Origin of the sequence: Micrococcus sp. (assembly GCF_034179925.1) — a bacterium.
Lineage (GTDB): Bacteria > Actinomycetota > Actinomycetes > Actinomycetales > Micrococcaceae > Micrococcus.
This window is the reverse complement of the sequence record NZ_JAXFPG010000037.1, coordinates 1-23,328: the sequence shown is the minus strand read 5'-3', so window position 1 is coordinate 23,328 and position 23,328 is coordinate 1. Positions and strand designations below refer to the sequence as shown.

Here is a 23,328-nt window from a genome sequence, read left to right as displayed (position 1 = left end):
TGGCCCCAGGCCACCCCAGGAAGGACACGAGCATGGCCAAGCTGCTGACCATCAACGGAGGCAAGCCCCTCAAGGGCGAAGTCACCGTCCGGGGTGCGAAGAACCTCGTTCCCAAGGCCATGGTGGCCGCCCTGCTGGGCAGCACCCCCTCCGTGCTGCGCAACGTCCCCGAGATCAAGGACGTCGACGTCGTCAGCTCCCTGCTCGAGATCCACGGCGTCTCCGTGGACTGGGACAAGACCACCGGCGCCATCACCATGGACCCGGCCGGCGTGAAGTCCGCCCTCACCGCCGAGATCGACGCCCACGCCGGCGACTCCCGTATCCCGATCCTGTTCTGCGGCCCCCTTATGCATGCGATCGGGGAGGCCTTCATCCCCGACCTCGGCGGCTGCAAGATCGGCGACCGCCCCATCGACTACCACCTGGCCGTGCTGCGCAACTTCGGCGCCGTCGTCGACAAGCGCCCCGGCGGCATCTCCATCTCCGCCCCCAAGGGCCTGCACGGCGCCAAGCTCGAGCTGCCCTACCCCTCCGTGGGCGCCACCGAGCAGGTGCTGCTCACCGCCGTCAAGGCCGAGGGCATCACCGAGCTCAAGGGCGCCGCCGTCGAGCCCGAGATCCACGACCTCATCGCCGTGCTCCAGAAGATGGGCGCGATCATCACGGTGCAGACCGACCGCACCATCCGCATCGAGGGCGTCAGCCAGATGCGCGGCTACAACCACATTGCCCTGCCCGACCGCAACGAATCCGCCTCCTGGGCCTCCGCTGCCCTGGCCACCGGCGGCGACATCATGGTCCGCGGTGCCGAGCAGCGCGACCTCACCGCCTTCCTCAACACCTACCGGAAGATCGGCGGCGAGTTCGACGTCACCGACGAGGGCATCCGCTTCTGGCACACCGGCGCAGACCTGAACCCGCTCGTGCTCGAGACCGACGTGCACCCCGGCTTCATGACCGACTGGCAGCAGCCCCTCGTGGTGGCCCTCACCCAGGCCACCGGCGTGTCCATCGTCCACGAGACCGTCTACGAGAACCGCTTCGGCTTCACCGACGCCCTCGTGCGCATGGGCGCCTCCATCCAGCTGCACCGCGAATGCCTCGGCTCCGTGCCCTGCCGCTTCGGCCAGCGCAACTTCCTGCACTCCGCCGTGATCTCCGGCCCCACACCCCTGCGCGGTGTGGACTTCGACATCCCGGACCTGCGCGGCGGCTTCTCGCACCTGATCGCCGCGCTCGCGGCCGAGGGCACCTCCCACGCCACGGGCCTGGAGATCATCAACCGCGGCTACGAGCACTTCATGGACAAGCTCCAGGGCCTGGGCGCGGACGTCGAGCTCTCCGAGACGGCCTGATGAGCCGCACGAGGGCACCGTGGGGGATGCGCGCCGGCTTCGCCGGGGCGGCGGCCCTCGTGCGTCCGACCATGCGTCTGCTGGTGCGTCAGCGCTGGGAGCACACCGAGCGCATCCCCCGCACCGGGGCCGTGCTGGCGGTCAACCACATCTCCGAGGTGGATCCGCTGTCCGTGGCGCACATGATCTACAACCAGGGCCTGCTGCCGGCCATCATGGCCAAGGCTGAGCTCTGGAAGGCACCGGTGCTGCGGCAGGTGCTGCAGACCACCCGGATGATCCCGGTGGAGCGCACCGCCGACGCCGGCCGCTCCCTGACCGCCGCCGCCGAGGCCCTCGAGGAGGGGCGCGTGATCCTCGTCTACCCCGAGGGCACCGTCACCCGCGACCCGCAGGGCTGGCCCATGAGCGCCCGCACCGGAGCCGTGCGCCTGGCCCTGAAGACCGGTGCGCCGCTGATCCCGGTGGGCCAGTGGGGCATCCAGGAGCTGCTGGGCTACCCGGACCGCCGGCTGCGGCTGCTGCCCCGCAAGACCGCCCGCATCCGTGTGGGGCACCCGGTGCCCCTCGATGACCTGCGCGGCCAGCCCCTGACCAGCACCGTCTTGCGCGAGGGCACCGACCGCATGATGGACGCGATCACGCAGCTGGTCGCCGAGCTGCGCGGCGAGCCCGCCCCCGAGGGCCGCTGGAACCCGCGTACCGGCCGACGGGAGCCCACCGCATGAGCACCGGTGCACCCGCCTCCGACCCTCGCCGTGTGGCCATCCTCGGTGCCGGCAGCTGGGGCACCGCCTTCGCGCGCGTGCTCGCCACCGGCACCGGCCCCGAGGAACACCGCGCCGCCGAGATCGTCCTGTGGTCCCGCCGGGCCGAGGTGGCCCGCGCCGTGAACGAGGACCATGCCAACCCCCAGTACCTGCCCGAGGTGGTGCTGCCGGAGTCCGTGCGGGCCGTCACCGACGCCCGCGAGGCGGTCTCCGGGGCCGGCGTCGTCGTCGTCGCGATCCCCGCCCAGCACGTGCGCGAGACCCTCGAGTCCCTGCGCGGGCACGTCGCCGAGGACGCCCTGGTGGTGTCCCTGGTCAAGGGACTCGAGCGCGGCACGGACGCCCCGCCCTCCCGAGTGTGCGCCGAGGCCCTCGGCCTGCCCCCGGAGCGGTTCGCCGTGGTCTCCGGGCCGAACCTCGCGCTCGAGATCGCCCGCGGGGAGCCGACGGCCACCGTGGTCGCCTCCACCAGCCCCGCCACCGCTGAGCGCATCGCGGCGATGGCGGCCGGGCGCACCTTCCGCCCCTACACGAACACGGATGTGACCGGCGTGGAGATCGGCGGGATCGTGAAGAACGTGATCGCCCTCGCCGTGGGCATCTGCGACGGGCAGGGCCTGGGGGACAACTCCAAGGCGTCCGTGATCACCCGAGGCCTGGCCGAGACCACCCGGCTCGCGGTCGCCCTGGGCGGGCGCGCCGACACCCTGGCCGGACTGGCCGGGCTCGGGGACCTCGTGGCCACCTGCGCCTCCCCGCTCTCGCGCAACCGTACCGCCGGGCGCCACATGGGCACCGGACTCAGCGCCGAGGAGGCCGTGGCCGCCATGAGCCAGACCGCCGAGGGCATCAAGTCGGTCTCAGCGGTGGTGCACGTGGCCCGCGCCCACGGCGTGGAGATGCCCATCAGTGAGGCGATGGACCGTGTGGTCGCCGGGGACGTGGACGTCCACCGGCTCGCGGACATCCTCCTCGCCCGAGACCTGAAGTCGGAAGGACGATCCGCATGACCACCACCCCCACCGCCGCCTCCGAGGCCGCCGCCCGCCCCCGTGTGCTGCTGCTGTTCGGCGGCCGCTCGAGCGAGCACCCCATCAGCTGCGTCACCGCCGCTGGTGTGCTGCAGTCGGCCGACGCCCGGCGCTGGGACCTCGTGCCCGTGGGCGTGGCCCGCTCGGGGCTGTGGTCCCACGGTGAGGTGGACCCCACCGGCTTCCGCCTGGACGGGGACGCCCTGCCGGAGGTCCCGGAGCCCGAGCGCCCGGTGGGTCTGCGTGCCCTGGCCGACGGCGGCGTCGAGCTGGCCGCCGAGGACGGCACCTGCTTCGGCCGGGTGGACGTGGTGTTCCCCCTGCTGCACGGGCCGTGGGGTGAGGACGGCACCCTGCAGGGCATGTTCGAGGCCCTCGGCCTGCCCTATGTGGGGTGCGGGGTGCTCGCTTCCGCGGTGGGCATGGACAAGCACTTCATGAAGGTCGCCTTCCAGGCCGCCGGGCTTGAGGTCGGCCCGTGGGAGACCATCACGGACCGCCAGTGGAGGCAGGATCCGGACGCGGCCCTGGCCCGGGCCGGCGCCCTGTCCTACCCGCTGTTCGTCAAGCCCGCCCGCGCCGGTTCCTCCTTCGGCATCACCAAGGTGGACGCCCCCGAGCAGCTGCGTGCCGCCGTCGAGGAGGCCCGCCGCTTCGACCCGAAGGTCGTGGTGGAGGCCGGGATCCTGGGCCGCGAGATCGAGTGCGCCGTGCTGGACGGCCGCGCCGGTGCCGCCCCCCGGGCCTCGCTGCCGGGGGAGATCGTGGTCCGGGGTGCCGAGGCCGGCCACCAGTTCTACGACTTCGAGGCCAAGTACCAGGACACCGCGGCCGCCGAGCTCTCCTGCCCGGCCGAGCTGCCCCAGGAGGAGATCGAGCGGCTGCGGGCGTGCGCGGTGCGCGCGTTCGAGGCCGTGGACGGCGCCGGCCTGGGCCGGTGCGACTTCTTCTGGACCCCGGACGGCCGGTGGGTGGTCAACGAGATCAACACCATGCCGGGGTTCACCCCGGTGAGCATGTACCCGGCCATGTGGGAGCGCACGGGCCTGGCCTATCCGGACCTGATCTCCGAGCTGCTCGAGCTCGCCCTGGAGCGGGGCGTCGGCCTGCACTGAGCGCGGGGCGTCAGCCTGCACGGAGCGTGCTGCAGCGGCGCCGGCCTCAGCCCACGGGTGCGGCGTCGGACAGGCCCACGCAGCCGCGCGCGGCCGGGATCCGCTCCACCGCGGAGGCCAGCCCGGCCATGACGGTGTCCGAGGACACGGCCGTCTGGGAGAGCAGCACCTCCACGGCCGGGGTGCGACCGTAGGTGGTGAGCCGCCAGCGGTCCTCTTCCTCGCGCACCACCCAGTCCACGCCGTCGGCTGCGATGCACCGGTCGGTGGTCGGCCCGGGCGGCTGGACGCCGCAGCGCAGCACGACGGCGGCCGGCTCGCCCCACACGGCGGTCGCCTGGCTGTCGGTGGGGCGCAGGGCGTGGTCGCCGAGGGCGTCCGGCATGGCCAGCATGGCGGGGGCACAGGCCGGGTCCGTCGCGTGTGGGGCCGGCTCCACCGTGGCCACGCGCCCGGCGCAGCCCGTGGCGGTGAGCACGACGGCGGCCAGCACCCCGGCCGTGCGCATGGTCCTCGGCGTCCGGGGGTCCTGTGCGCTCGGGACAGAAGTCGCAGGGCGCGGCTGGCGGGAGGCGGTGGGGGTCGGGGGCTCCATCCGGTCAGGATACGCGCGCGGCGCTGTCGCGTCGGGGTGGTGGCCTAGCATGGACGGGACACAGCCGGGGTCGCCCCGGCATCCCCAGGCCAGGAGGACCGGCACCCATGACTGCACCCGAGGCACCCCGTGCCCACGGCTCCCGCTCTGCGCGACCGCAGCGTCGTCGTCGTCCGCTGCTGATCCTGCTGGCGGTGCTGCTGGCCCTGCTGCTGGCGGTCGTCGTGGCCGTCGCCGTATTCCTGGGCGGTCTGAGCCGTGCCGTGGACGAGGGCGTGGAGCGCTTCCCCTCGGGGGCCTTCCCCGCCGAGAGTATGCGCCCGGGCGAGGACGGCTGCGGTGCCGACGGCTCGGCCTCCGGCCTGCTCGCCACGCCCACCGCCCCGGCCCCCGGGCAGGATCCGGCCCAGGCCGGCGTCCTGGGCCCGGAGGCCCCCTGCTCGGACGGGCAGCTGGACACCCAGGCGGTGGACGTCCTGCTCGTCGGCGAGGACTCCGGCATCGAGGGTCGCGATGAGGCGGGCCGCTCGGACACGCTCATGTGGGTGCACGTGCCCGGGGACCGCTCCGAGGTGAAGGTCATGTCCATCATGCGCGACCTCTGGGTGCCGATCCCCGGCCACGGGGACGCCAAAGTCAACGCCGCCTACCGCTACGGCGGTGTGCCCCTGACGGTCTCCACCGCGGAGAACATGCTGCAGGCGCGGGTGGACCACGTGATCGCCGTGGACATGGCCGGCTTCCAGGGCCTCGTGGACGCCCTGGGCGGGGTGACCGTGCAGAACCCGCGCGCCTTCCACTCCGGGCACATGGGCGGGCACGATTTCCCGCAGGGGGCCGTGACCCTGGACGGCGAGGCGGCCCTGGCCTACGCCCGTGAGCGCTACAACCTGCCCCGCAGCGACTTCGACCGCGTGGAGAACCAGCAGCGCCTGGTCACCGCGATCATCCAGAAGGCCGTGTCCATGGACACCCTGGCCAACCCGGGCCGGGTCCAGGAGTCCGTGCAGACCTTCGCCCCGTTCCTGACCCTGGACGACTCGCTGGACTCGCTGTCCCTGGCCGCCCTCGTGTGGGATCTGCGGGACGCCCGCTCGGCCCCCATCGAGACCTCCACCCTGCCGAGCCTGGGCGTGGGCACCACCGCGGACGACCAGGACGTCGTGTTCCCGGACTGGGCCGGGATCCGCCGGATCGGCAAGGAGATCCGCACCGGGCAGGACGGATGAGCCCGGCACGGACGCGCCCGCCCGCCGGCTCCCTCGACGGCCGCTGGGCCCTGCGCTGGCTCGAGTGCGCGCAGGAGCTGCTGCGTGGGGCCGCGCCCCGGCTGGACCGCATGAACGTGTTCCCGGTGGCGGACGCGGACACCGGTTCGAACATGCTCGCCACACTCACCGCGGCCGCCGAGGGCGCCCGGGCCGTGCTGGCCGAGGGGACCCCGGCGGATCTGGGGGCCGTGCTCGACGGCGCCGGCCGGGCCGCGCTGGACTGCGCCCGGGGGAACTCGGGCACCCTGCTGGCGGTCGCCCTGGACGGGCTGGCCCCGCCCCTGGCGGGGGTCGCGGCCCTGACGACGGTGGACCTCGCCGCCGCCGCGCGGGGAGCCGACACCGCCGCCCGCCGGGCCCTCTCCGACCCCCGCGAGGGGACGATCCTCTCGGTCCTGACCGTCGCGGCGGACACCCTGACCCGGGCGGCGCAGGCCGGTCGCACCCCGGCCGAGGCGGCCGCGGCGACCGTGGGCGAGGCCCTGCAAGCGGTGGCCGAGACCGAGTCCCTGTTGGCGCCGCTGAGCCGGGCCGGCGTCGTGGACGCCGGGGCGGTGGGCGTGCTGTGGACCCTCGAGGCGCTGCGGGCCACGCTGGCCGGGGCCCCGGTGGACGAAGACCTCGCCGCCCGGCTGCACGGCTACGCCGACGGCCCCGCCCGCCCGGCCCCGGAGGGGCGGACCGCGGAGGACGCCGACGGCCCGGGCCCCGAGGCCGGCGTCGAGGTGATGTGCACGGTGCGCCTGACCCCGGTGGGGGCCGCGTCGGTGCGCCGGGCCCTCGAGCAGGTCGGCGACGCCGTCATCCTCGCCCCGGCCTCGCGCACCCCGGATGCGGACGGGCTGGTGCCGTGGCGGGTGCACGTGCACGTGCCCCAGGCGCAGGAGGCCCTGGACGTGATCGCTGCCTCCGGCCGGCCCGAGCAGGTGGCGGTCACCGCGCTGACCGACACCGACCACCGCCACGGCGTGGCCTCGCCCGAGAGCGCCGGCACTAGCCCCGACACGGGGAGTGGGCGTGGGCGCTGAGCCCGACCCGACGGCCCGCGCGGCGGCTCAGGCGGGCGCGGCCGCCGAGCGCAGCCCGCTGGACCTGCCGCTGGCCGAGGTGCTGGACGGCCGCCTGCCCGCACGGCTCGAGAAGGAGCTCGGGCTCGTCACGGTGGGGGACCTGCTGGACCACACTCCGCGGCGCTGGGTGGAACGCGGCGAGCTGACCCCCATCCTCACCCTGCCCGTGGACGCGGAGGTCACGGTGGTCGCCCGGGTGGAGTCCGTCGAGACCCGTCGGATGCGCTCCCGGGGCGGGTTCATCGTGGACGTCACGGTGGCGGACCCCTCCGTGGCGGGCGTGCCCGGGGCGCGCCTGGCCATGGCGTTCTTCAACGGCCACGACGCCCGCCGCCGCCTGGCCCCCGGCGTCACCGCCATGTTCCAGGGCCGCACGAGCCTCTACCGGGGCCGCATCACCCTGAACAACCCGGACTTCGCCCTCCTGGACGATGACGTCGCCCCCGGGGAGGTCGACACCCGCCCCGTGCCGATCTACCCCGCCACCGGGCGCCTGCCCAGCTGGACGATCCGCTCGGCGGTGCAGCGCGTGCTCGAGACCGTCCCCCTGGAGGAGGTCCCCGAGCTGCTCACCGGGCCCGTGCGCGCCCGGGCCGCCCAGGTGCTCGGCCCCGCCCTGTCCGGCACCGCGGGGGCCTACCGGTCCCTCCACGCGCCGGACCGCATCGCCGACACCGGCCCGGCCCGCCTGGCCCTGGCCCTGCGGGAGGCGCTCGTGGTGCAGGCTGCCCTCGCCTGGCGGCGCTCCCAGGAGAAGGCGGTGGCCGCCGTCGCCCGCCCCCGGGTGCCCGGGGGGCTGCTGGAGGCCCTGGACGCCCGCCTGCCCTTCGAGCTCACCGAGGGCCAGGTGGAGGTCGGCGAGACCATCGCCCGGGACCTGGCCGGCACCGCCCCCATGAGCCGACTGCTGCAGGGCGACGTGGGCGCGGGCAAGACTCTCGTGGCGCTGCGGGCCATGCTCCAAGTGGTCGACGCCGGCGGGCAGGCCGCCCTGGTGGCCCCCACCGAGGTGCTCGCCGCTCAGCACCACCGTGCCCTGCGCACCCTGATGGGCCCGCTCGTGGCCGACGACACCCTGGGCGGCCCCCTCGGGGCGGGCCGGGCCGCCGAGTCCGGGCTCAGCACCGAGGTGGTCCTGGTGACCGGCTCGCAGCGCACCGCCGAGCGCCGCCGGGCCCTGCTCGCCCTGGCCTCGGGGCAGGCGGGCATCGCGGTGGGCACGCATGCGCTGCTGTCCCAGAGCGTGGGCTTCGCCGAGCTCGGCCTGGCCGTGGTGGACGAGCAGCACCGCTTCGGCGTGGACCAGCGCCAGGCCCTGCGCCGGGCCAACCCGGGCACGCACCTGCTGGTCATGTCCGCCACCCCCATTCCCCGCTCGGTGGCGATGACGGTGTTCGGGGACCTCGACCTGTCCGTGCTGCGCGGGCTGCCCTCGGGGCGTCAGCCGGTGGCCACGCATGTGGCGCGCATGGCCCACGGCCCCCGGGTCATCGCCCGGGTCTGGGAGCTGATCGCCGAGCATGTGGGGGCCGGGCGCCAGGCGTTCGTGGTGTGCCCGCGCATCGACCCGGACGACGCCGATCCCGGCCACGCGAACGTCGTCGAGATGGCCCCTCGGCTGCGGGCGCTGCCGGTGCTGGCGGGGATCCGCATCGGCGAGGTCCACGGCCGCATGGACCAGGCCGAGCAGGACGAGGCGATGCGCGGCTTCGCCCGCGGCGAGGTCGACGTGCTCGTGGCGACCACGGTCGTGGAGGTCGGGGTGGACGTGCCCAACGCCACCGTGATGGCGGTGCTCGACGCCGACGACTTCGGCCTGTCCACCCTGCACCAGCTGCGCGGCCGGGTGGGCCGCGGCTCCGAGGCGGCCGTGTGCCTGCTGGTCACCCGCCTGCCCGACGGGCACCCCTCCCTCGCCCGGCTCGAGGTGCTCGAGCAGACCCAGGACGGCATGCGGATCGCCCAGGAGGACCTTGCCGCCCGCGGGGTCGGGGACGTGCTCGGAGCCGCGCAGTCCGGGCTGGTCTCCGGACTGCGCCACGTGGACGTGATCCACGACGCCGGCGTGGTCGCCGTGGCCGCGCAGGCGGTGGAGGCGATCATGGCCGAGGGGCCCGGGCTCTCGGCGCACCCCGTGCTCGCCGCGGAGGTGGCACGCTGGGAGGCGGAGCACGTCACCGCCGCCGATTACCTGGAGAAGGGATGACCATGGTCAGGAGCGCAGCATGTCCCGTGTGATCGCCGGCGCCGCCGCCGGCCACCGGCTGCGGTCGGTCCCCGGCACGGGCACCCGCCCCACCACGGACCGTGTCAAGGAGGCCCTGTTTTCCTGGCTTGAGGCCCGTGACTGGCTGGCGGGCACCGCCGTCCTGGATCTCTACGCCGGCTCCGGGGCCCTGGGGTGCGAGGCCGCCAGCCGGGGCGCGGCCTCGGTGCTGCTGGTGGAGCGCTCCCGCCGGGCCGTGGAGGCCTGCCGGGCCAACGCCGCCGCCGTCAACACCGCCCTGGGGCGGACGGTGGTGCGTGTCCGCGCCGGATCGGTGGAGCAGGCCCTCGCCGCCCCGGGCGCGCCCGTGGACCTGATCCTCGCGGACCCGCCGTACCCGGAGTCCGGGCCGGCCTTCCACGCGGTGCTCGCCGCCGCGGCCGCCCGCCTCAGCCCGGGTGGGCTCATGGTGCTGGAGCGCTCGGCCCGTGACCCGGACCCGCAGCGGCCCGACGGGCTCGAGGTGGTGGACGTCCGCCGCTACGGTGAGACCGCCGTGCACCTGTGGCAGGACGAGCGCTGAACCGGCCTGCTCAGCCCGCTCGCAGCGCGTCCGCGTGGGCGGCGAGCCGGTCCATGCCCTCGCGCACCACGGCCGGGTCCTTGCAGAAGGCCAGCCGCAGCCACGAGCGCAGGTGCCCGCCCTCGGGCCGGCAGAGCGCGCTCACCGGGATCCCGGTGACCCCGGCCCGTTCCGTCCACTCCACGGCTGCCCGCTGGGCGTCGGTCACGCCCCACGGGGAGAGATCCACCACCACGAAGTAGCCGGCCGCCGGGACCACCGGGTCCAGGCCCACCGCGCGCAGTCCGTCCACGAGCACGTCGCGAGCCTGCCGGTAGCGCTCGCGCTGGCCGTCCAGGTGCTCCTGGGCCGCGGCGGTGGGCAGGAACCCGGCCACCGCCTGCTGGAATGCGCCACCGGAGGAGAAGGTCAGGAACTGCTTGACGGCTCGGGCGGCCGCCACCAGTTCCGCCGGGCCGGTGAGCCAGCCGACCTTCCACCCGGTCACCGCGAACGCCTTGCCCGCCCCGGAGGCCGTCAGCGCGATCTCCTCCGCCCCGGGCAGTGAGCGCAGCGTCACGTGCTCGCCCTCGTAGACGAGGTGCTCGTAGACCTCGTCGGAGAGGATCGGCACCCCGCGCTCGCGGCACAGGCGCACTGCGTCCTCGAGCAGCTCCCGCGGGTACACGGCGCCGGTGGGGTTGTGGGGGGTGTTGAGGATCAGCAGGCGGGTGCGGTCCGTGAACGCGGCGGCGAGGTCCTCGAGGTCCGGGAGGAAGTGCGGCGGGTGCACGGGCACGCTCACGTGCCGGCCGCCGGCGATCGCGATGGAGGCCGCGTGGGAGTCGTAGAACGGCTCGACGGTCACCACTTCGTCCCCGGGGCGGACGAGGGAGAGCACGACGGCGGCGATCGCCTCGGTGGCGCCCGTGGTGACCAGCACCTGGGTGTCCGGGTCCTCCTCGACGCCCCAGCGGCGTCGGCGGTCCTCGGCGACGGCGGCGCGCAGGTCCGGGCGTCCCCGCCCGGGGGCGTACTGGTTGGGCCCGGTGAGCACGGCGTCCGCGGCTCGGCGCAGCAGCTCGGCGGGGCCGTCGGCGTCGGGGAAGCCCTGGCCGAGGTTGACGGCGCCGTGGCGCGCCGCCAGCTCGGTCATGGTCTCGAAGACCGTGGGGGAACAGGACACGGGCGAGGGCGGGGCGGGTGCGGTCTGGCCTTCCATGGCCGCACTGTACCGCCGGGCCCGGACGCGCGGGCGGGGCCGGGCCCTCGGGCGTCATGCGGGCCCGGCATGGGACCGTGGGGCGTCCGGCCCGGGCCCACAGGGCGCGCATGGGATAGTCTGGGGTCCATGCGACGTGCCGTCTGTCCCGGGTCCTTCGACCCGCTTCACCTCGGTCATGTGGAGGTGATCTCCCGTGCCGCCGCCCTCTACGACGAGGTCGTGGTCGCGGTCTCGGACAACCCCCGCAAGTCGTACCGCTTCTCCGCCGCGGAGCGGGTAGGCCTGGTCCGGGCCGCCCTCGCCGGCGTCGAGCACGTCACGGTGCGCTCCCTGGGCCCCGGGCTGATCGCGCACTTCTGCCGGGACATCGGCGCGCAGGTGATCGTCAAGGGCCTGCGCAACGCCGCCGACCTCGAGTACGAGGCGCCCATGGCCGCCATGAACCGGCACCTGACCGGCGTCGAGACCCTCTACCTGCCCGCCGACCCCCGCTGGGCCGCGGTCTCTTCCTCCCTCGTGAAGGAGGTCCACGGGCTCGGCGGGGACGTCTCCCCGTTCGTGCCCGCCGAGGTTCTGGCCCGGTTGGACGCCACGGCGGCCGGCTGAGGCCCCGCCGACCGCGCCCGACCGGGCGCCCCCGCTCTTCCCCGCCCATCCCCACCCCGACCGTCGATCCGAGGAGTCCTCTGATGACCGCGCCCGTCTCCGCCCGTCCCCGCACTCGCAAGGCCGTGATCCCCGCCGCCGGCCTGGGCACCCGCTTCCTGCCGGCCACCAAGGCCATGCCCAAGGAGATGCTGCCGGTGGTGGACCGCCCGGCCATCGAGTACGTGGTCTCCGAGGCCGTCCGGGCCGGGCTGGGGGACGTGCTGATGGTCACGGGCCGCAACAAGCGCGCTCTCGAGGACCACTTCGACCGCCACCCCGTCCTCGAGGCGACCCTGTCCCGCAAGGGTGACCAGCGCCGGATCGACCTGATCCGCGAGTCGGACCTGGTGGGGGACATCCACTACGTGCGCCAGGGGGAGGCGCTGGGTCTCGGGCACGCGGTGTCCTGCGCCCGCCGCCACGTCGGCGACGAGCCGTTCGCCGTGCTGCTCGGGGACGACATCATCGGCGCCGACGAGCATCTGCTCGAGCGCATGATCGACGTCCAGCAGCGCCTGGGCGGGTCCGTGGTGGCCCTCATGGAGGTGCCCGAGGAGTCGGTGTCCTCCTACGGGGTGGCCGCCGTCGAGCCGGTCGAGGGCGAGGCGGCCGGCGTCATGCGCGTGACGGGCCTGGTGGAGAAGCCGGCCCGGGAGGACGCCCCCTCCCGCCTGGCCGTGATCGGCCGCTATGTGCTCGCCCCGCAGGTGTTCGAGGTGCTCGAGAACACGGCCCCCGGCCGAGGCGGGGAGATCCAGCTGACCGACGCCCTGCAGACCCTCGCCCAGGGCGAGGGCGAGGGCCACGGCGTGCACGCCGTCGTCTTCGACGGGCGCCGGTACGACACCGGTGACAAGCTCGGCTACCTGCAGGCGGTCGTGGAGTTCGGCGTCGCCCACCCGGAGCTCGGCGGCCAGCTGCGCGACTGGCTCAAGGACTTCGCCGCCGACCTCTGAGCGGCCGGTCCGGCCGGGCCCTGCACGACGACGGCGCGCGGGGCCTGGGTGGGCCGCTTTGGTCCGTGGGGGCCCACCCGCTAGGATGGATTGTCGGTCCACCCTGGCCGGGCCATGTCCTGCCCGGGCCGACCCTTCACCGTCCCCGACCGCCGACGTCCACTGAGAGGAGCAGCCATGGGCACCACCTCGTCCCACGGATCTGACTCCCCGTGGATCGTCTCCGTGCGTGATCTCGCGCGCGGGGCGGGGATCCAGCGCCTGCTGAACGCCGAGTGGCCCGCCCCCGCGGGCGTGGCCACCCCGCTGCTCGGCATCCCCGAGGGGGCCCCTGTGGAGCTCGAGCTGCGGCTCGAGTCCGTCCACGAGGGGGTGCTCGTCACCGGCACCGCGGACGCGGAGCTGGAGGGTGAGTGCAGTCGGTGCCTGACACCGCTGCGCGAGGGGATCACCGTGGACCTGCAGGAGCTGTACCTCACCGACCCGTCCGTCGAGGACGACGGGGAGCAGCCGCTCGTGGAGCGCGAGACCGTCGACCTGGAGCCCATGTTCCGGGACGCCGTCGTGCCCGCCCTGCCGTTCCGTCCGCTCTGCCGGCCGGACTGTCAGGGCCTCTGCCCCGACTGCGGCATCCGCCTCGAGGACGCGCCCGCCGGGCACGCCCACGAGCGCGTGGACCCGCGCTGGGCGGCCCTGGCCGCCTTCGCCGGCTCCGAGAAGACCTCCACCCCCGAGACAGAAGAGAGATAGTCGTGGCAGTCCCGAAGCGGAAGATGTCCCGTGCCAACACCCGTGCCCGCCGTTCCCAGTGGAAGGCCGAGGCCCCGACCCTGATCAAGTCCGTCGAGAACGGCCGCGTCTCCTACCGTCTGCCGCACCAGGCCGAGCTGAAGACCGACGCCGCCGGCACCCCCCTGTTCTTCGAGTACAAGGGCCGCAAGGTCGCCGACGCCTGAGATGGCGTCCCCCCAGAGCCGGCGGGCTCCGGCCCGTCCGGAGCCCGCCGAGCTGTTCGAGCGCCTCGGGGCTCACATCACCCCGGGCACGCTTGAGCTGGCGCTCACCCACCGCTCGTTCGCGTACGAGCACGGGGGACTGCCGACCAACGAGCGCCTCGAGTTCCTCGGGGACTCGGTGCTCGGCTACGTGGTGACCGACCACCTCTACGCGGCGTACCCGGACCTGCCCGAGGGTGACCTCGCGCGGCGCCGGGCCGCCGTCGTGTCCACCCGCGCCCTCGCGCGCGTGGCCCGCCGCGTGGGCGTGGGTGAGCACGTCCGCCTCGGCACGGGGGAGACCCGCACCGGCGGCGCGGACAAGGACTCGATCCTCGCGGACACCTTCGAGGCGCTGATCGGTGCCGTCTACGTAGACCACGGGGCCACCGCTGCCGCGGCCCTCGTGCACCGGCACGTCGTGCCCCTGCTCACCGAGCCCGCCCTGCTGCGGGAGAGCACGGACTGGAAGACGGTCGTCGCCGAGGCTGCCGCCCGGCACGGCGCCGGTCCCGTCGTGTACGAGATCGAGGCTCAGGGCCCGGCCCACGAGCCGCGCTTCCGGGCCACCCTCACCGTGGGCGGGCGCGCCTACGGTTCCGCCGTGGCCGGCTCCAAGAAGCAGGCCGAGCGGGACGCCGCCGCCGAGGGCTGGCCGGCCCTCGAGGAGGCCCTGGCCGGCCCGGGGGCCTGATCCCGTGCCGGAGCTGCCTGAAGCCGAGGTCGTGCGCCGCGGCATGGCGCCCTGGGTCGCCTCCGCGGTGGCCGGGCCTCTGGAAGTGCTGGACGCCCGCTCCCTGCGCCGCAGCCCCGGCGGGCCCGAGGCGCTGCGCGAGCGCCTGGACGGCGCCCGGCTCGCCGAGCCCGCCCGCCGGGGCAAGTTCCTCTGGATCCCCTTGGCTGGTCGGGGCGCGGAGGGTGAGGAGGAGGCCGTCGTCGTGCATCTGGGCATGAGCGGCCAGGTGCGCGCGGATGCCCCCGGCACACCGGACCCGCGCCACCTGCGCCTGCGCCTTCCTGTGCGCACCCCGGGCGGGCAGGCCGCCGAGCTCCGGTTCGCCGACCAGCGCGTCTTCGGCGGATGGTGGCTCGACCGCCTCGTCACCGACCCGGCCACAGGAGAAGCCCTGCCCTCCACCGCGGCCCACCTCGGCCTGGACCCGCTCCACCCGGCCTTCGACCCCGACGCCGTGCACGCCCGCCTCGTGCGCCGCCGCAGCACCGTGAAACGGGCCCTGCTGGACCAGGGCCTCGTCTCCGGCATCGGCAACATCTACGCCGACGAGGCCCTGTGGGCCGCCCGCGTGCACCCCGAGCGCCCCACCGAGCGCATGTCCCGCGCCCAGACCCGCGCCGTGCTCACCGCCGTGCAGGAGGTCATGCGCCGGGCCCTGGAGGCCGGCGGCACGAGCTTCGACGCCCTCTACGTGAACGTGGACGGTCGCTCCGGCGAGCACGCCCGCTCCCTCCAGGCCTACGGGCGCACGGGCCAGCCCTGCCGCCGCTGCGCCGCCGAAGGCCGAGCCGGGGTGATCGTGCGCGAGCCGTTCATGAACCGGGCCTCCCACCTGTGCCCGGTGTGCCAGCCCCGGCCGCGCCGCCGGGTCCCTAGACTGGGCGGACCGGCCCGGAAGGAACCCTCGTGACGCAGCCTCCCTCGTGGACCCCCGGGCACCCCGGGGGCGTTGAGCGCGCCGAGCAGCCCCGGTCGGGTCCCTCCGGCCCGGAACCCCAGCCGAGCACCCGGCGGGAGGCCGGGCACCGCCGGCCGGCCCGGCGGCGTCGTCCCCTGCGCCGGCTCCTGCTGGGCCTGGGGCTAGTCCTGCTGCTGGCGGTGGGGACGGTGGGCGCCTACGGCGCCTGGCTCGCCCACACCTTCGACACCCGCCACCGCACCGAGGCTGTCGACGCGCTGGCCCCCCGCGACGGCGGCCCCGTGGACATCCTCCTGCTGGGCTCGGACTCGCGGGCGGCCGAGGGTGTGGCAGACATGGGGGAGCGCTCGGACACGATGATGCTCGTGCACATCCCCGAGGACCGCTCGGCCGTGTACGTGGCCTCGATCCTGCGGGACTCCTGGGTCGACATCCCCGGCCACGGCCCGGGCAAGGTCAACTCCGCGATCGAGCGCGGGGGCCACACCCTGGCGGTGCGGACGGTCGAGGACCTGCTCGGCGTCTCCGTGAACCACCTCGTGGTGGCGGACTTCCAGGGCTTCCGCAGTGTGACGGACGTGCTCGGTGGGGTGCCGGTCTGCAATCCGACGGCGTTCTCCTCCGGGCAGCGCAACCCCTCCTTCTTCCCGCGCGGCCCGGTCCTGCTGGAGGGCACCGCCGCGCTGCGGTACGTGCGCGAGCGCAAGGCCTTCGGCGACGGCGACGTCTCCCGCGTGCAGAACCAGCAGCGGTACGTGCTGGGCGCCGTGGACCGCTTCCTCAGCCCGGACGTGCTCCTGGACCCGGGACGCACCCAGGAGGTGGTCGGCACGTTCGCCGAGCACCTCACCACGGACCCCGGCCTCGACTCCGCCGCGATCGCCTCCCTGGCCTGGCAGCTGCGGGATATCCGCGGCGCGGACGTGCACATGTTCACGGTGCCCCGGGCCGGCTTCGGCTACTCGGACACCGGTGAGGCGATCGTCCAGCTGGACGAGGCCGCCGTCGCGGATCTCAGGGACGCCCTCCGGGCCGACGACGTCGCCGCCTACCTGCGCGCCCACGAGGACGCCGGCTCCCGGCCCTCGGCGGCGGCCGCCCCGGCGGCCCCCGGGCCCGCCCCCGTGCTCACGCTGCTCCCGCCGTCCCCCGCCGCGCCGACCGGTGCCCTCGGAGAGGATCCCTGTGGCCGCTGACCGTCCCCGCCGCCTACTGCTGGTGACCCACTCCTACCGTCCCGAGCGCACCCCGCCGGCCCGGCGCTGGGGTGGGATCGTGCACGTCCTGCGCGCCCACGGCTGGGAGGTGGACGTCGTCGCCCCCGGGGGCTGGCGCCCCCGCCGCGGTGAGGACGGTGAACGGATCCTGCCCACCCCCCGCCCGGCCTCGGAGGCCGGCGGCCGCAACGGTCGCTTCGCCCATGCCGTGCTGCACGCGCTGCTGGCCGTGCCCCGTGGACTGTGCGCCCCGCGCCCGGATGTGGTGGTCGCCACCGTGCCCGCCCTGCCGGTGGTCGTGGCCGGCCAGGCCCTGGCCGCGGCCCACCGCCGCCCCCTGGTGGTCGAGATGCGCGACGCCTGGCCGGATCTCGCCCGGGAGGCCGGCGTGCACCGCGGTCCGCTCGGTGCGGCGATGGAGCGGGTCGTCTCCGGTGGCCAGCGTGCTGCGGACGTCGTGGTGACCGTCACCGAGGGCTTCGCCGCGATCCTGCGCTCGCGAGGGGTCCGCGAGGCCGTGACCCTGCCCAACGGGGTCCATGTGGACCGTGTGCCCCGGGCGCCGGCCCGCCGCCGCGCCCCCGGTGAGCTGCACGTGCTCTACCTGGGCAACATGGGGGAGAGTCAGGGGCTGGAGCGGCTCGTGGAGGCTGCCGCGCTGTTGCGCCGCACGGCCCCGGGCGTGCAGGTCCGCCTGGTCGGTGAGGGCACCCGTCGCCCGGAGCTGGAGGCCCTCAATGCCCGCCTCGGCGAGCCCGCCGAGATCCTCGGGCCGGTGGTGGGCGAGGCTGTCGCCGCCCAGCACGCTTGGGCGGACACGCTGGTGGTCACCCTGCGCCCGGACTGGCCCAGCTTCCGGCACACCGTGCCCTCCAAGACGTACGAGGCCCTGGCCACCGGCCGGCACCTCACCGCCCAGGTCACCGGGGAGGCGGCCCGCATCGTGGAGGACGCCCGCGCCGGCGACGTCGTGGGCCCCACCGTGCAGGACCTCGCCGACCATCTGGCCGCGCTGGCGGCGGACCCCACCCGGACCGACGTCGGCGATGCCGGCCGGGACTGGGCACGCCGGCACGGGAACCTGCGCAGGACCTCCGAGGGCTACCTGCGCCTGCTGACCGACCTGGCCGACCGAGACCATCCGTACCGCCGGAGGAGAGGGACCCGATGACCGCAGGACGCATCCGCCGACTGGCCCGTGCGGCGGCCAACATCCCCCTGGTGGCCCGGACGGTGGCCGACCATGTGCTCGACGACCCCGTGGTGCTCGGACTCCAGGTGAGCCGCCGCCTGCCGCTGCCGGCCCGGATGCGTGCCGGCAGCGCCCTGGGTGCGTTGCCCGGCCGGCTCGCGGACGTGCCCGCCGCCGCCGGGCATGCCGCCGCCGGGCGGGACGCACAGTTGCACGCGCGGGTGGAGCGGGCCCTGGCCCGCGGAGCGTCGGACCGCACCCGGGTACGCCTGGCCGACGTCCTGCTGGCCGGGGGCGACGCCGAGGCCGCCGGGGACCTGTTGGCCTCCGTGCCGGAGGACGCCCCCGGGCGTGCCGAGGCACTGGCCCGCTGGCACTGGCACCACGGCCGTATGCGCCAGGCCGTGGAGGTGCTCCCGGACACGGGCCGGGCCGGCCGGCTGCGTGCCCGCCTGGCCGCCGAACGCCGGGCGCTGGCCGGGGGAGTGCACCTGCTCGAGCCCGCTGACCGCCGCCGCTGCCTCGGGTACACCCCGCGGCCCCGGACGGCCCTGCACGTGCTCACCAACTCCCTGCCGCACACCGGCTCCGGCTACGCCCAGCGCAGCCACAGCCTGATGCTCGCCCTGCGCGACGAGGGCTGGCACGTGGAGGCCGTGACACGGCTGGGCTGGCCCGTCCAGACCGGGGTGCTCCACGCCGCCGGGGTCGACGAGGTGGACGGGATCCGCTACCACCGGCTGCTGCCGCGCCGGCTGGCCCCGGGCATGGACCGGCGCCTGGGCCAGCACGCCCGGATGCTGCTGGAGCTCGTGCTGCGGGTGCGCCCGGCCGTGCTGCACACCACCACGCACTGGGTGAACGCGGCCGTGGTCGCGGAGGTCGCCGAGGCCGTGGGGATCCCGTGGGTCTACGAGGTGCGCGGGCAGCTGGCGGACACCTGGGCCTCCATCCGGGGCCCCGAGGCCGTCGAGTCCGAGCGGTACCGCCTGTTCACCGAGCGGGAGGACGAGGCCGTGCGCCGGGCGGACGGCGTCGTGACCCTGGGCCGGCAGATGGCCGCCCGGCTTGTGGCGGCCGGGGCGGACCCGGACGCCGTGGTGCTCAGCCCCAATGGGGTCGGCGGTGCCTTCCTCGGCGAGCCGACCCCCCAGGGCCCGGCCCGCGACCGGCTCGGCCTGGACCGGGACCTCGAGCTGATCGGCACCGTCAGCTCCGTGGTGCCCTACGAGGGCCTTCACGACCTCGTGCGTGTGCTCGCCCTGCTGGCCCCGCGCCGGCCCCGTCTGCGCCTGCTCGTGGTGGGCGACGGCACCGCCCTGCCGGGGCTGCGCCGGCTCGCTGAGGAGCTGGGGGTGGCCGACCGCCTGATCACCCCCGGCCGCCTGGACCGCTCGCTGGCCCCGGCGGCCCACCGGGCGCTGGACGTGTTCTGCGTGCCTCGCCTGGACACCGGCGTGACCCGGTCGGTGACCCCGATGAAGCCCCTGGAGGCCATGGCCTCCGCCCGCCCCACGCTGGTCTCGGACCTGCCCGCCCTGCGGGAGATCGTGGAGCACGGTGTCACGGGCCTGTGCCTGCCGGCCTCCGATCCACAGGCCTGGGCCGAGGCCGTGGACCACCTGCTGGAGCACCCCGGGCAGCGGGCAGATCTGGGCCGCCGCGCCCGGCAGTGGGTGCTCGAGCACCGCACCTGGGCGGCCGACGCCCGGGCCTACGACCGTCTCTATGCACGTCTGGCGGTGTCCGGAGCGGCCTGAGAGCCTCGGCTTTCACTATGCTGGACCCCGGTGCACCCCGGCCGGGCGCCCCACGGCCCGCACGGCCGTGGCCCGGCAGCCGGGTGCAGACCGCCATCATCATCGAGCAGCAGGAGCGTCTGGCATGTCCGAGATCACCACCGTCGCCGTCATCGGCCTGGGCTACATCGGCCTGCCGACGGCCGCCATCTTGGCCGAGAACGGCGTGCGGGTGCACGGCGTGGACGTCAGCACGCGCACCGTGGACGCCGTCAACGCCGGCACCGTGCCCTTCGTCGAGCCCGATCTGGCTGACTTCGTCCAGCGCAACGTGGAGGCCGGCCGTCTGAGCGCCTCCCTCGAGACGCCCGCTGCGGACGCCTACATCGTGGCCGTGCCCACCCCGTTCAAGGGCGACCACGCCCCGGACCTGTCCTACATCGAGGCCGCCGCCCGCGCCCTGGCCCCGCAGCTCACCGGGGATGAGCTCGTCATCCTCGAGTCCACCTCGCCCCCCGGCGCCACCGAGCACATGGCAGACGTGATCCGCCAGGCCCGCCCGGACCTCGCCGAGGCTTCCCTGGACTTCGTGCACTGCCCCGAGCGCGTGCTGCCGGGCCGCGTGATGGTCGAGCTGGTCACCAACGACCGCATCGTCGGCGGTTCCACCCCCGAGGCCGCCCAGCGCGCCAAGCAGCTGTACCAGACCTTCTGCGAGGGCGAGATCCTGCTGACCGACTGCCGCACCGCCGAGATGGCCAAGCTCGTGGAGAACTCCTTCCGCGACGTCAACATCGCCTTCGCCAACGAGCTGTCCCTGATCTGCGCCGAGCAGGGCATCGACGTGTGGGAGCTCATCGAGCTGGCCAACCACCACCCGCGCGTGAACATCCTCCAGCCCGGCCCGGGCGTGGGCGGGCACTGCATTGCCGTGGACCCGTGGTTCATTGTCGATGCCGCACCGCAGACCGCCCGGATCATCCGCGCCGCCCGCGAGATCAACGACGCCAAGCCGCAGTGGGTCATCGACCAGGCCAAGGCCGCCGCGTTCGACGTCCAGCAGGAGACCGGCCGCGCGCCCGTCGTCGCCGCCCTGGGTCTGGCGTTCAAGCCGAACATCGACGACCTGCGCGAGTCCCCGGCCCTGAACATCGCCGTGGACCTGGCCGACCAGTTCTCCGGTTCCACCGTGCTGGTGGCCGAGCCGCACGTGGAGGAGCTGCCGGCCAAGCTCCAGGGCAAGGAGAACGTGCGCATGGTCTCCGCCGAGGAGGCCGTCGCCGAGGCCGACGTCATCCTGCTGCTCGTGGACCACGACGCCTTCCGCGACCTCGGTGCGAGCACTGAGGGCAAGCGCGTCATCGACACCCGGGGCCAGTGGCGCTGACCGGATGACCCCATGAGACGGGGGGGGCGGGGGGGCGCGCCCCCCCCCCCGCCGCCCCGGGGCCCCCCCCCCCCCCCCCGCCCCCCCCCCCCCCCCCCCCCCGGGGGGGGGGGGAGAAGCGTCGCGTGGCGACCGAAATATTTTCGAGGAGGTGGAGCCTAGTCAGGTCGACCGTCGCATAGGGGGCGGGGTTTGTGTGAATAGGTGGATGGCCTCGGAGGAGGGAGGAAAGGCGCGGGACCCTCCCTAGTTTTCCCCTCCCTTTCCCCTAGCGGGGTGAATCGATACGAGGAGAGGATGGGAGAAATGAGGAACTAAGGGATCTAGTTCTACTGTCTAGGTCGCTTCCCTTAACTCGGGACAAGCGGAGGAGATGTAAACACTAACGACTGTAAATCGCTCGCTTACTTACACCCACCTCAGGGAGTCATGTAATGTCCAAGTTCGGGTCCATAACGCCGAGGATCTGCGCGGCCGTGGAGTCTATAGTCTGTTCTGCGACAAGCAGGAAACAGGAACTAAACCGAAGTTCTCAGTGAGCCCTCCCCCGTATCGTGACTCACACGGACGGGGTGCGGCTCATCTGGGGATCCGATGGATTTTACCTACATAGAAGAGAAAGGATAGAGAAGGGAACGCTGGATCCAACTCTATATTACTACTCTATTCCATCCACGGTGCCTATAAACCCACGCGTGCAAACCGTGTCCGATTATTAATATTCTTTTTCCCCGGGGAGGGGCTCAGGATACTCACCGGTCCCCCGTGAGTTCTAGGAGCTTCTAGGCAGCTCCAGTGACTAAGTCTCCCGAGGTTAGGCGGTGTACCCTTCTGAAGTCTGTAGGAAGTCCCAACTCCTTTCCCGCCTACTTTTAAGCGGAAATCTCAGTTTCCCAAACGGTTTCAAAACCGGGAACCGCTCCCCACCTTTTAGTTCTATATGAATAATTCCACCCTTAACACGCACCCAGATGGGAGCCTCCGGACCCGCGCCAGACTTCACTGAGTGATTGCAAAACTACCCCCTTAGCTAGGCACCTTCAAAATAGTAGCGCCTAACTGGTGAATCAGTCAGAGGCCTGACTGCCTAACATGCAGGGCCTATACCAGTAGAGCCCTTATAACCCAATGCCTTTAAGAAAGACAATCTAAGGCAGGCCCGTGTGTACATTCAACGGGGGTCCAGCCCATCTTTCCTCGCGGGGAGTTGTCACCTACTGTTTACATTTACATTGAAGTATCAATTTGGACGCCCCGAGGAGGTGCTGCATGTAAGGAAGGGTCTCAGTCATTGGAACCAAGACAGTCCCAGGACCCTGTCTAGAAGCTGCTATTGTGTATATGCTTTCTAGTAAGAGATTCAGATGTGAGGGATCAAATGACGTGGCCTCTATTGATCCGGGCAATAATGGGAGAGCACTCTAGTCACAAACTGCACACACCCACGCTGCGATGGCCTTGACAGCTGTTTCAGAAAAGCATTGTTGACATTTGATCATGGGTGAGAGTGTGATGTAGGTGGGCACCGGGAGTAGTTCCTCTGTGAGTATGAGCCCTATAGGTACTGTGTATGGACAACTCTGTGACGTATACCCACACATGCATGCATTGCAGAAGGAGAAGAGAGTGGCTGCACAATGAGAAGATAGCTTGTGGAAACTTTGTGTGTGTCCCACACTATTCTGCAGTTTACAAGGAATAGAGAGCAGGCCATTCTGTTGTACTACACAGGGGTTAGTTCAAAATAAAGTTTATACTTCTTGGGATCTAGAAATATGGCGTCTGAATCAGGATAAAGGCAAGTGTTTCAATTTGTATGTTGATGACCCCTCCATCTTAATGACAGACATCATGGAGTTCTTGTGTATCAGACCTGCATTATATCATCCACAGGAAGGGTATAGGCGAGTCTGGCACACTTGCACACTGGCACACTGGTACTATAGTGTTCATTACAGTACTTTTTGAGTGATACAGGATGTATGGGTTTTAAGAAAACCCTGCTGCAGTAGCCTGGTACAATGAACAGTGTTCCTGGGTGTGCGGCCTGCCTTACTCGTATCTTGTAAGCAGTTAATGCTGGCAAACACACCCGGGAAAACTGATCCTTGCACTCTTCCTATCTTAAAGACGGTGTTGTGCAAATCTTTAAAAGCATAATGCTAAGAGAGTAATTATGAGAGAGATATGAGGGATCTCATGTGTCCTGAAAAAGTAACAAGTATTATGTGCACTGGGCTGTAAAGTCTAACATGTATATATGTCAACTCTATGATTCCCCCATTTCCCTGACATACACCAGAAGGTATCTGGTGTGATGATTAATGTGCACTTGA

Annotated in this window: 20 protein-coding genes; 18 read left to right on the top strand and 2 right to left on the bottom strand. The window is 72.6% G+C overall.

What is annotated here, in order from left to right; translation table 11 throughout:
* Positions 1–32: 32 nt before the first annotated feature.
* From murA to SPI96_RS07270, 4 genes are read left to right on the top strand one after another with little or no spacing between them, the layout of a single operon-like run.
* Positions 33–1,358 carry a UDP-N-acetylglucosamine 1-carboxyvinyltransferase gene (gene murA / locus SPI96_RS07285; RefSeq protein ID WP_321081707.1) on the top strand — a complete coding sequence of 442 codons (1,326 nt, stop codon included), beginning with the start codon at positions 33–35 and terminating at the stop codon, positions 1,356–1,358.
* A complete protein-coding gene (locus SPI96_RS07280) occupies positions 1,358–2,086 on the top strand; it encodes a lysophospholipid acyltransferase family protein (RefSeq protein WP_321081706.1) in 729 nt (242 codons plus the stop codon). The genes murA and SPI96_RS07280 overlap by 1 nt, the downstream gene beginning before the upstream one ends.
* Positions 2,083–3,138: an NAD(P)H-dependent glycerol-3-phosphate dehydrogenase gene (locus SPI96_RS07275; protein ID WP_321081705.1), complete on the top strand. Its 1,056-nt coding sequence runs from the start codon at positions 2,083–2,085 to the stop codon at positions 3,136–3,138. The genes SPI96_RS07280 and SPI96_RS07275 overlap by 4 nt, the downstream gene beginning before the upstream one ends.
* The gene (locus SPI96_RS07270; RefSeq protein ID WP_321081704.1) at positions 3,135–4,274 is read left to right on the top strand and encodes a D-alanine--D-alanine ligase family protein; all 1,140 of its coding nucleotides are present in this window, start codon (positions 3,135–3,137) and stop codon (positions 4,272–4,274) included. Before SPI96_RS07275 ends, SPI96_RS07270 begins: the two co-directional genes overlap by 4 nt.
* A gap of 46 nt (positions 4,275–4,320) precedes the next feature.
* Here SPI96_RS07270 and SPI96_RS07265 read toward each other — a convergent pair whose 3' ends face one another.
* Positions 4,321–4,782, bottom strand: coding sequence for a DUF3515 family protein (locus SPI96_RS07265; RefSeq protein ID WP_321081703.1), 462 nt, complete (start codon positions 4,780–4,782; stop codon positions 4,321–4,323).
* Between the two features lie 194 nt (positions 4,783–4,976).
* Between SPI96_RS07265 and SPI96_RS07260 the strand changes: the two genes are divergently transcribed.
* From SPI96_RS07260 to rsmD, 4 genes are read left to right on the top strand one after another with little or no spacing between them, the layout of a single operon-like run.
* Positions 4,977–6,098: an LCP family protein gene (locus SPI96_RS07260; RefSeq protein ID WP_321081702.1), complete on the top strand. Its 1,122-nt coding sequence runs from the start codon at positions 4,977–4,979 to the stop codon at positions 6,096–6,098.
* Complete coding sequence (locus tag SPI96_RS07255; RefSeq protein WP_321081701.1) at positions 6,095–7,168, top strand: DAK2 domain-containing protein; 1,074 nt, start codon at positions 6,095–6,097, stop codon at positions 7,166–7,168. Before SPI96_RS07260 ends, SPI96_RS07255 begins: the two co-directional genes overlap by 4 nt.
* Positions 7,158–9,416, top strand: a complete 2,259-nt coding sequence (locus tag SPI96_RS07250; RefSeq protein WP_414601927.1) for an ATP-dependent DNA helicase RecG — start codon at positions 7,158–7,160, stop codon at positions 9,414–9,416. Before SPI96_RS07255 ends, SPI96_RS07250 begins: the two co-directional genes overlap by 11 nt.
* Before the next feature lie 19 nt (positions 9,417–9,435).
* Entirely contained in the window at positions 9,436–9,999 is a 564-nt protein-coding gene (gene rsmD, locus SPI96_RS07245) for a 16S rRNA (guanine(966)-N(2))-methyltransferase RsmD (RefSeq protein WP_321081700.1), read from the top strand.
* A gap of 10 nt (positions 10,000–10,009) precedes the next feature.
* On the opposite strand, the gene SPI96_RS07240 is transcribed toward rsmD, so the two are convergent.
* On the bottom strand, positions 10,010–11,200 hold the full coding sequence (locus tag SPI96_RS07240) for an aminotransferase class I/II-fold pyridoxal phosphate-dependent enzyme (RefSeq protein WP_321081699.1): 1,191 nt from the start codon (positions 11,198–11,200) through the stop codon (positions 10,010–10,012).
* A gap of 129 nt (positions 11,201–11,329) precedes the next feature.
* On the opposite strand from SPI96_RS07240, the gene coaD reads away from it, so the two are divergent.
* The 10 genes from coaD to wecC all read left to right on the top strand — a co-directional run bounded on the left by coaD (position 11,330) and on the right by wecC (position 20,992).
* The gene (gene coaD / locus SPI96_RS07235; protein ID WP_321081698.1) at positions 11,330–11,809 is read left to right on the top strand and encodes a pantetheine-phosphate adenylyltransferase; all 480 of its coding nucleotides are present in this window, start codon (positions 11,330–11,332) and stop codon (positions 11,807–11,809) included.
* An 83-nt stretch (positions 11,810–11,892) separates the two neighbouring features.
* Positions 11,893–12,807, top strand: coding sequence for a UTP--glucose-1-phosphate uridylyltransferase GalU (gene galU / locus SPI96_RS07230; RefSeq protein WP_321081697.1), 915 nt, complete (start codon positions 11,893–11,895; stop codon positions 12,805–12,807).
* Between the two features lie 177 nt (positions 12,808–12,984).
* The gene (locus SPI96_RS07225) at positions 12,985–13,557 is read left to right on the top strand and encodes a YceD family protein (protein ID WP_321081696.1); all 573 of its coding nucleotides are present in this window, start codon (positions 12,985–12,987) and stop codon (positions 13,555–13,557) included.
* A 2-nt stretch (positions 13,558–13,559) separates the two neighbouring features.
* Positions 13,560–13,763, top strand: coding sequence for a 50S ribosomal protein L32 (rpmF, locus tag SPI96_RS07220; protein ID WP_321081695.1), 204 nt, complete (start codon positions 13,560–13,562; stop codon positions 13,761–13,763).
* A gap of 1 nt (position 13,764) precedes the next feature.
* The gene (gene rnc, locus SPI96_RS07215; protein ID WP_321081694.1) at positions 13,765–14,496 is read left to right on the top strand and encodes a ribonuclease III; all 732 of its coding nucleotides are present in this window, start codon (positions 13,765–13,767) and stop codon (positions 14,494–14,496) included.
* Between the two features lie 4 nt (positions 14,497–14,500).
* The gene (gene mutM, locus SPI96_RS07210; protein ID WP_321081693.1) at positions 14,501–15,448 is read left to right on the top strand and encodes a bifunctional DNA-formamidopyrimidine glycosylase/DNA-(apurinic or apyrimidinic site) lyase; all 948 of its coding nucleotides are present in this window, start codon (positions 14,501–14,503) and stop codon (positions 15,446–15,448) included.
* Positions 15,445–16,653 carry an LCP family protein gene (locus SPI96_RS07205; protein WP_321081692.1) on the top strand — a complete coding sequence of 403 codons (1,209 nt, stop codon included), beginning with the start codon at positions 15,445–15,447 and terminating at the stop codon, positions 16,651–16,653. The genes mutM and SPI96_RS07205 overlap by 4 nt, the downstream gene beginning before the upstream one ends.
* Positions 16,643–17,845, top strand: a complete 1,203-nt coding sequence (locus SPI96_RS07200; protein WP_321081691.1) for a glycosyltransferase family 4 protein — start codon at positions 16,643–16,645, stop codon at positions 17,843–17,845. Before SPI96_RS07205 ends, SPI96_RS07200 begins: the two co-directional genes overlap by 11 nt.
* On the top strand, positions 17,842–19,626 hold the full coding sequence (locus tag SPI96_RS07195) for a glycosyltransferase (RefSeq protein WP_321081690.1): 1,785 nt from the start codon (positions 17,842–17,844) through the stop codon (positions 19,624–19,626). Before SPI96_RS07200 ends, SPI96_RS07195 begins: the two co-directional genes overlap by 4 nt.
* Before the next feature lie 124 nt (positions 19,627–19,750).
* Positions 19,751–20,992 (top strand): UDP-N-acetyl-D-mannosamine dehydrogenase, encoded by a 1,242-nt coding sequence (wecC, locus tag SPI96_RS07190; protein ID WP_321081689.1) that lies wholly within the window; start codon positions 19,751–19,753, stop codon positions 20,990–20,992.
* The last annotated feature ends 2,336 nt before the right edge of the window (positions 20,993–23,328 follow it).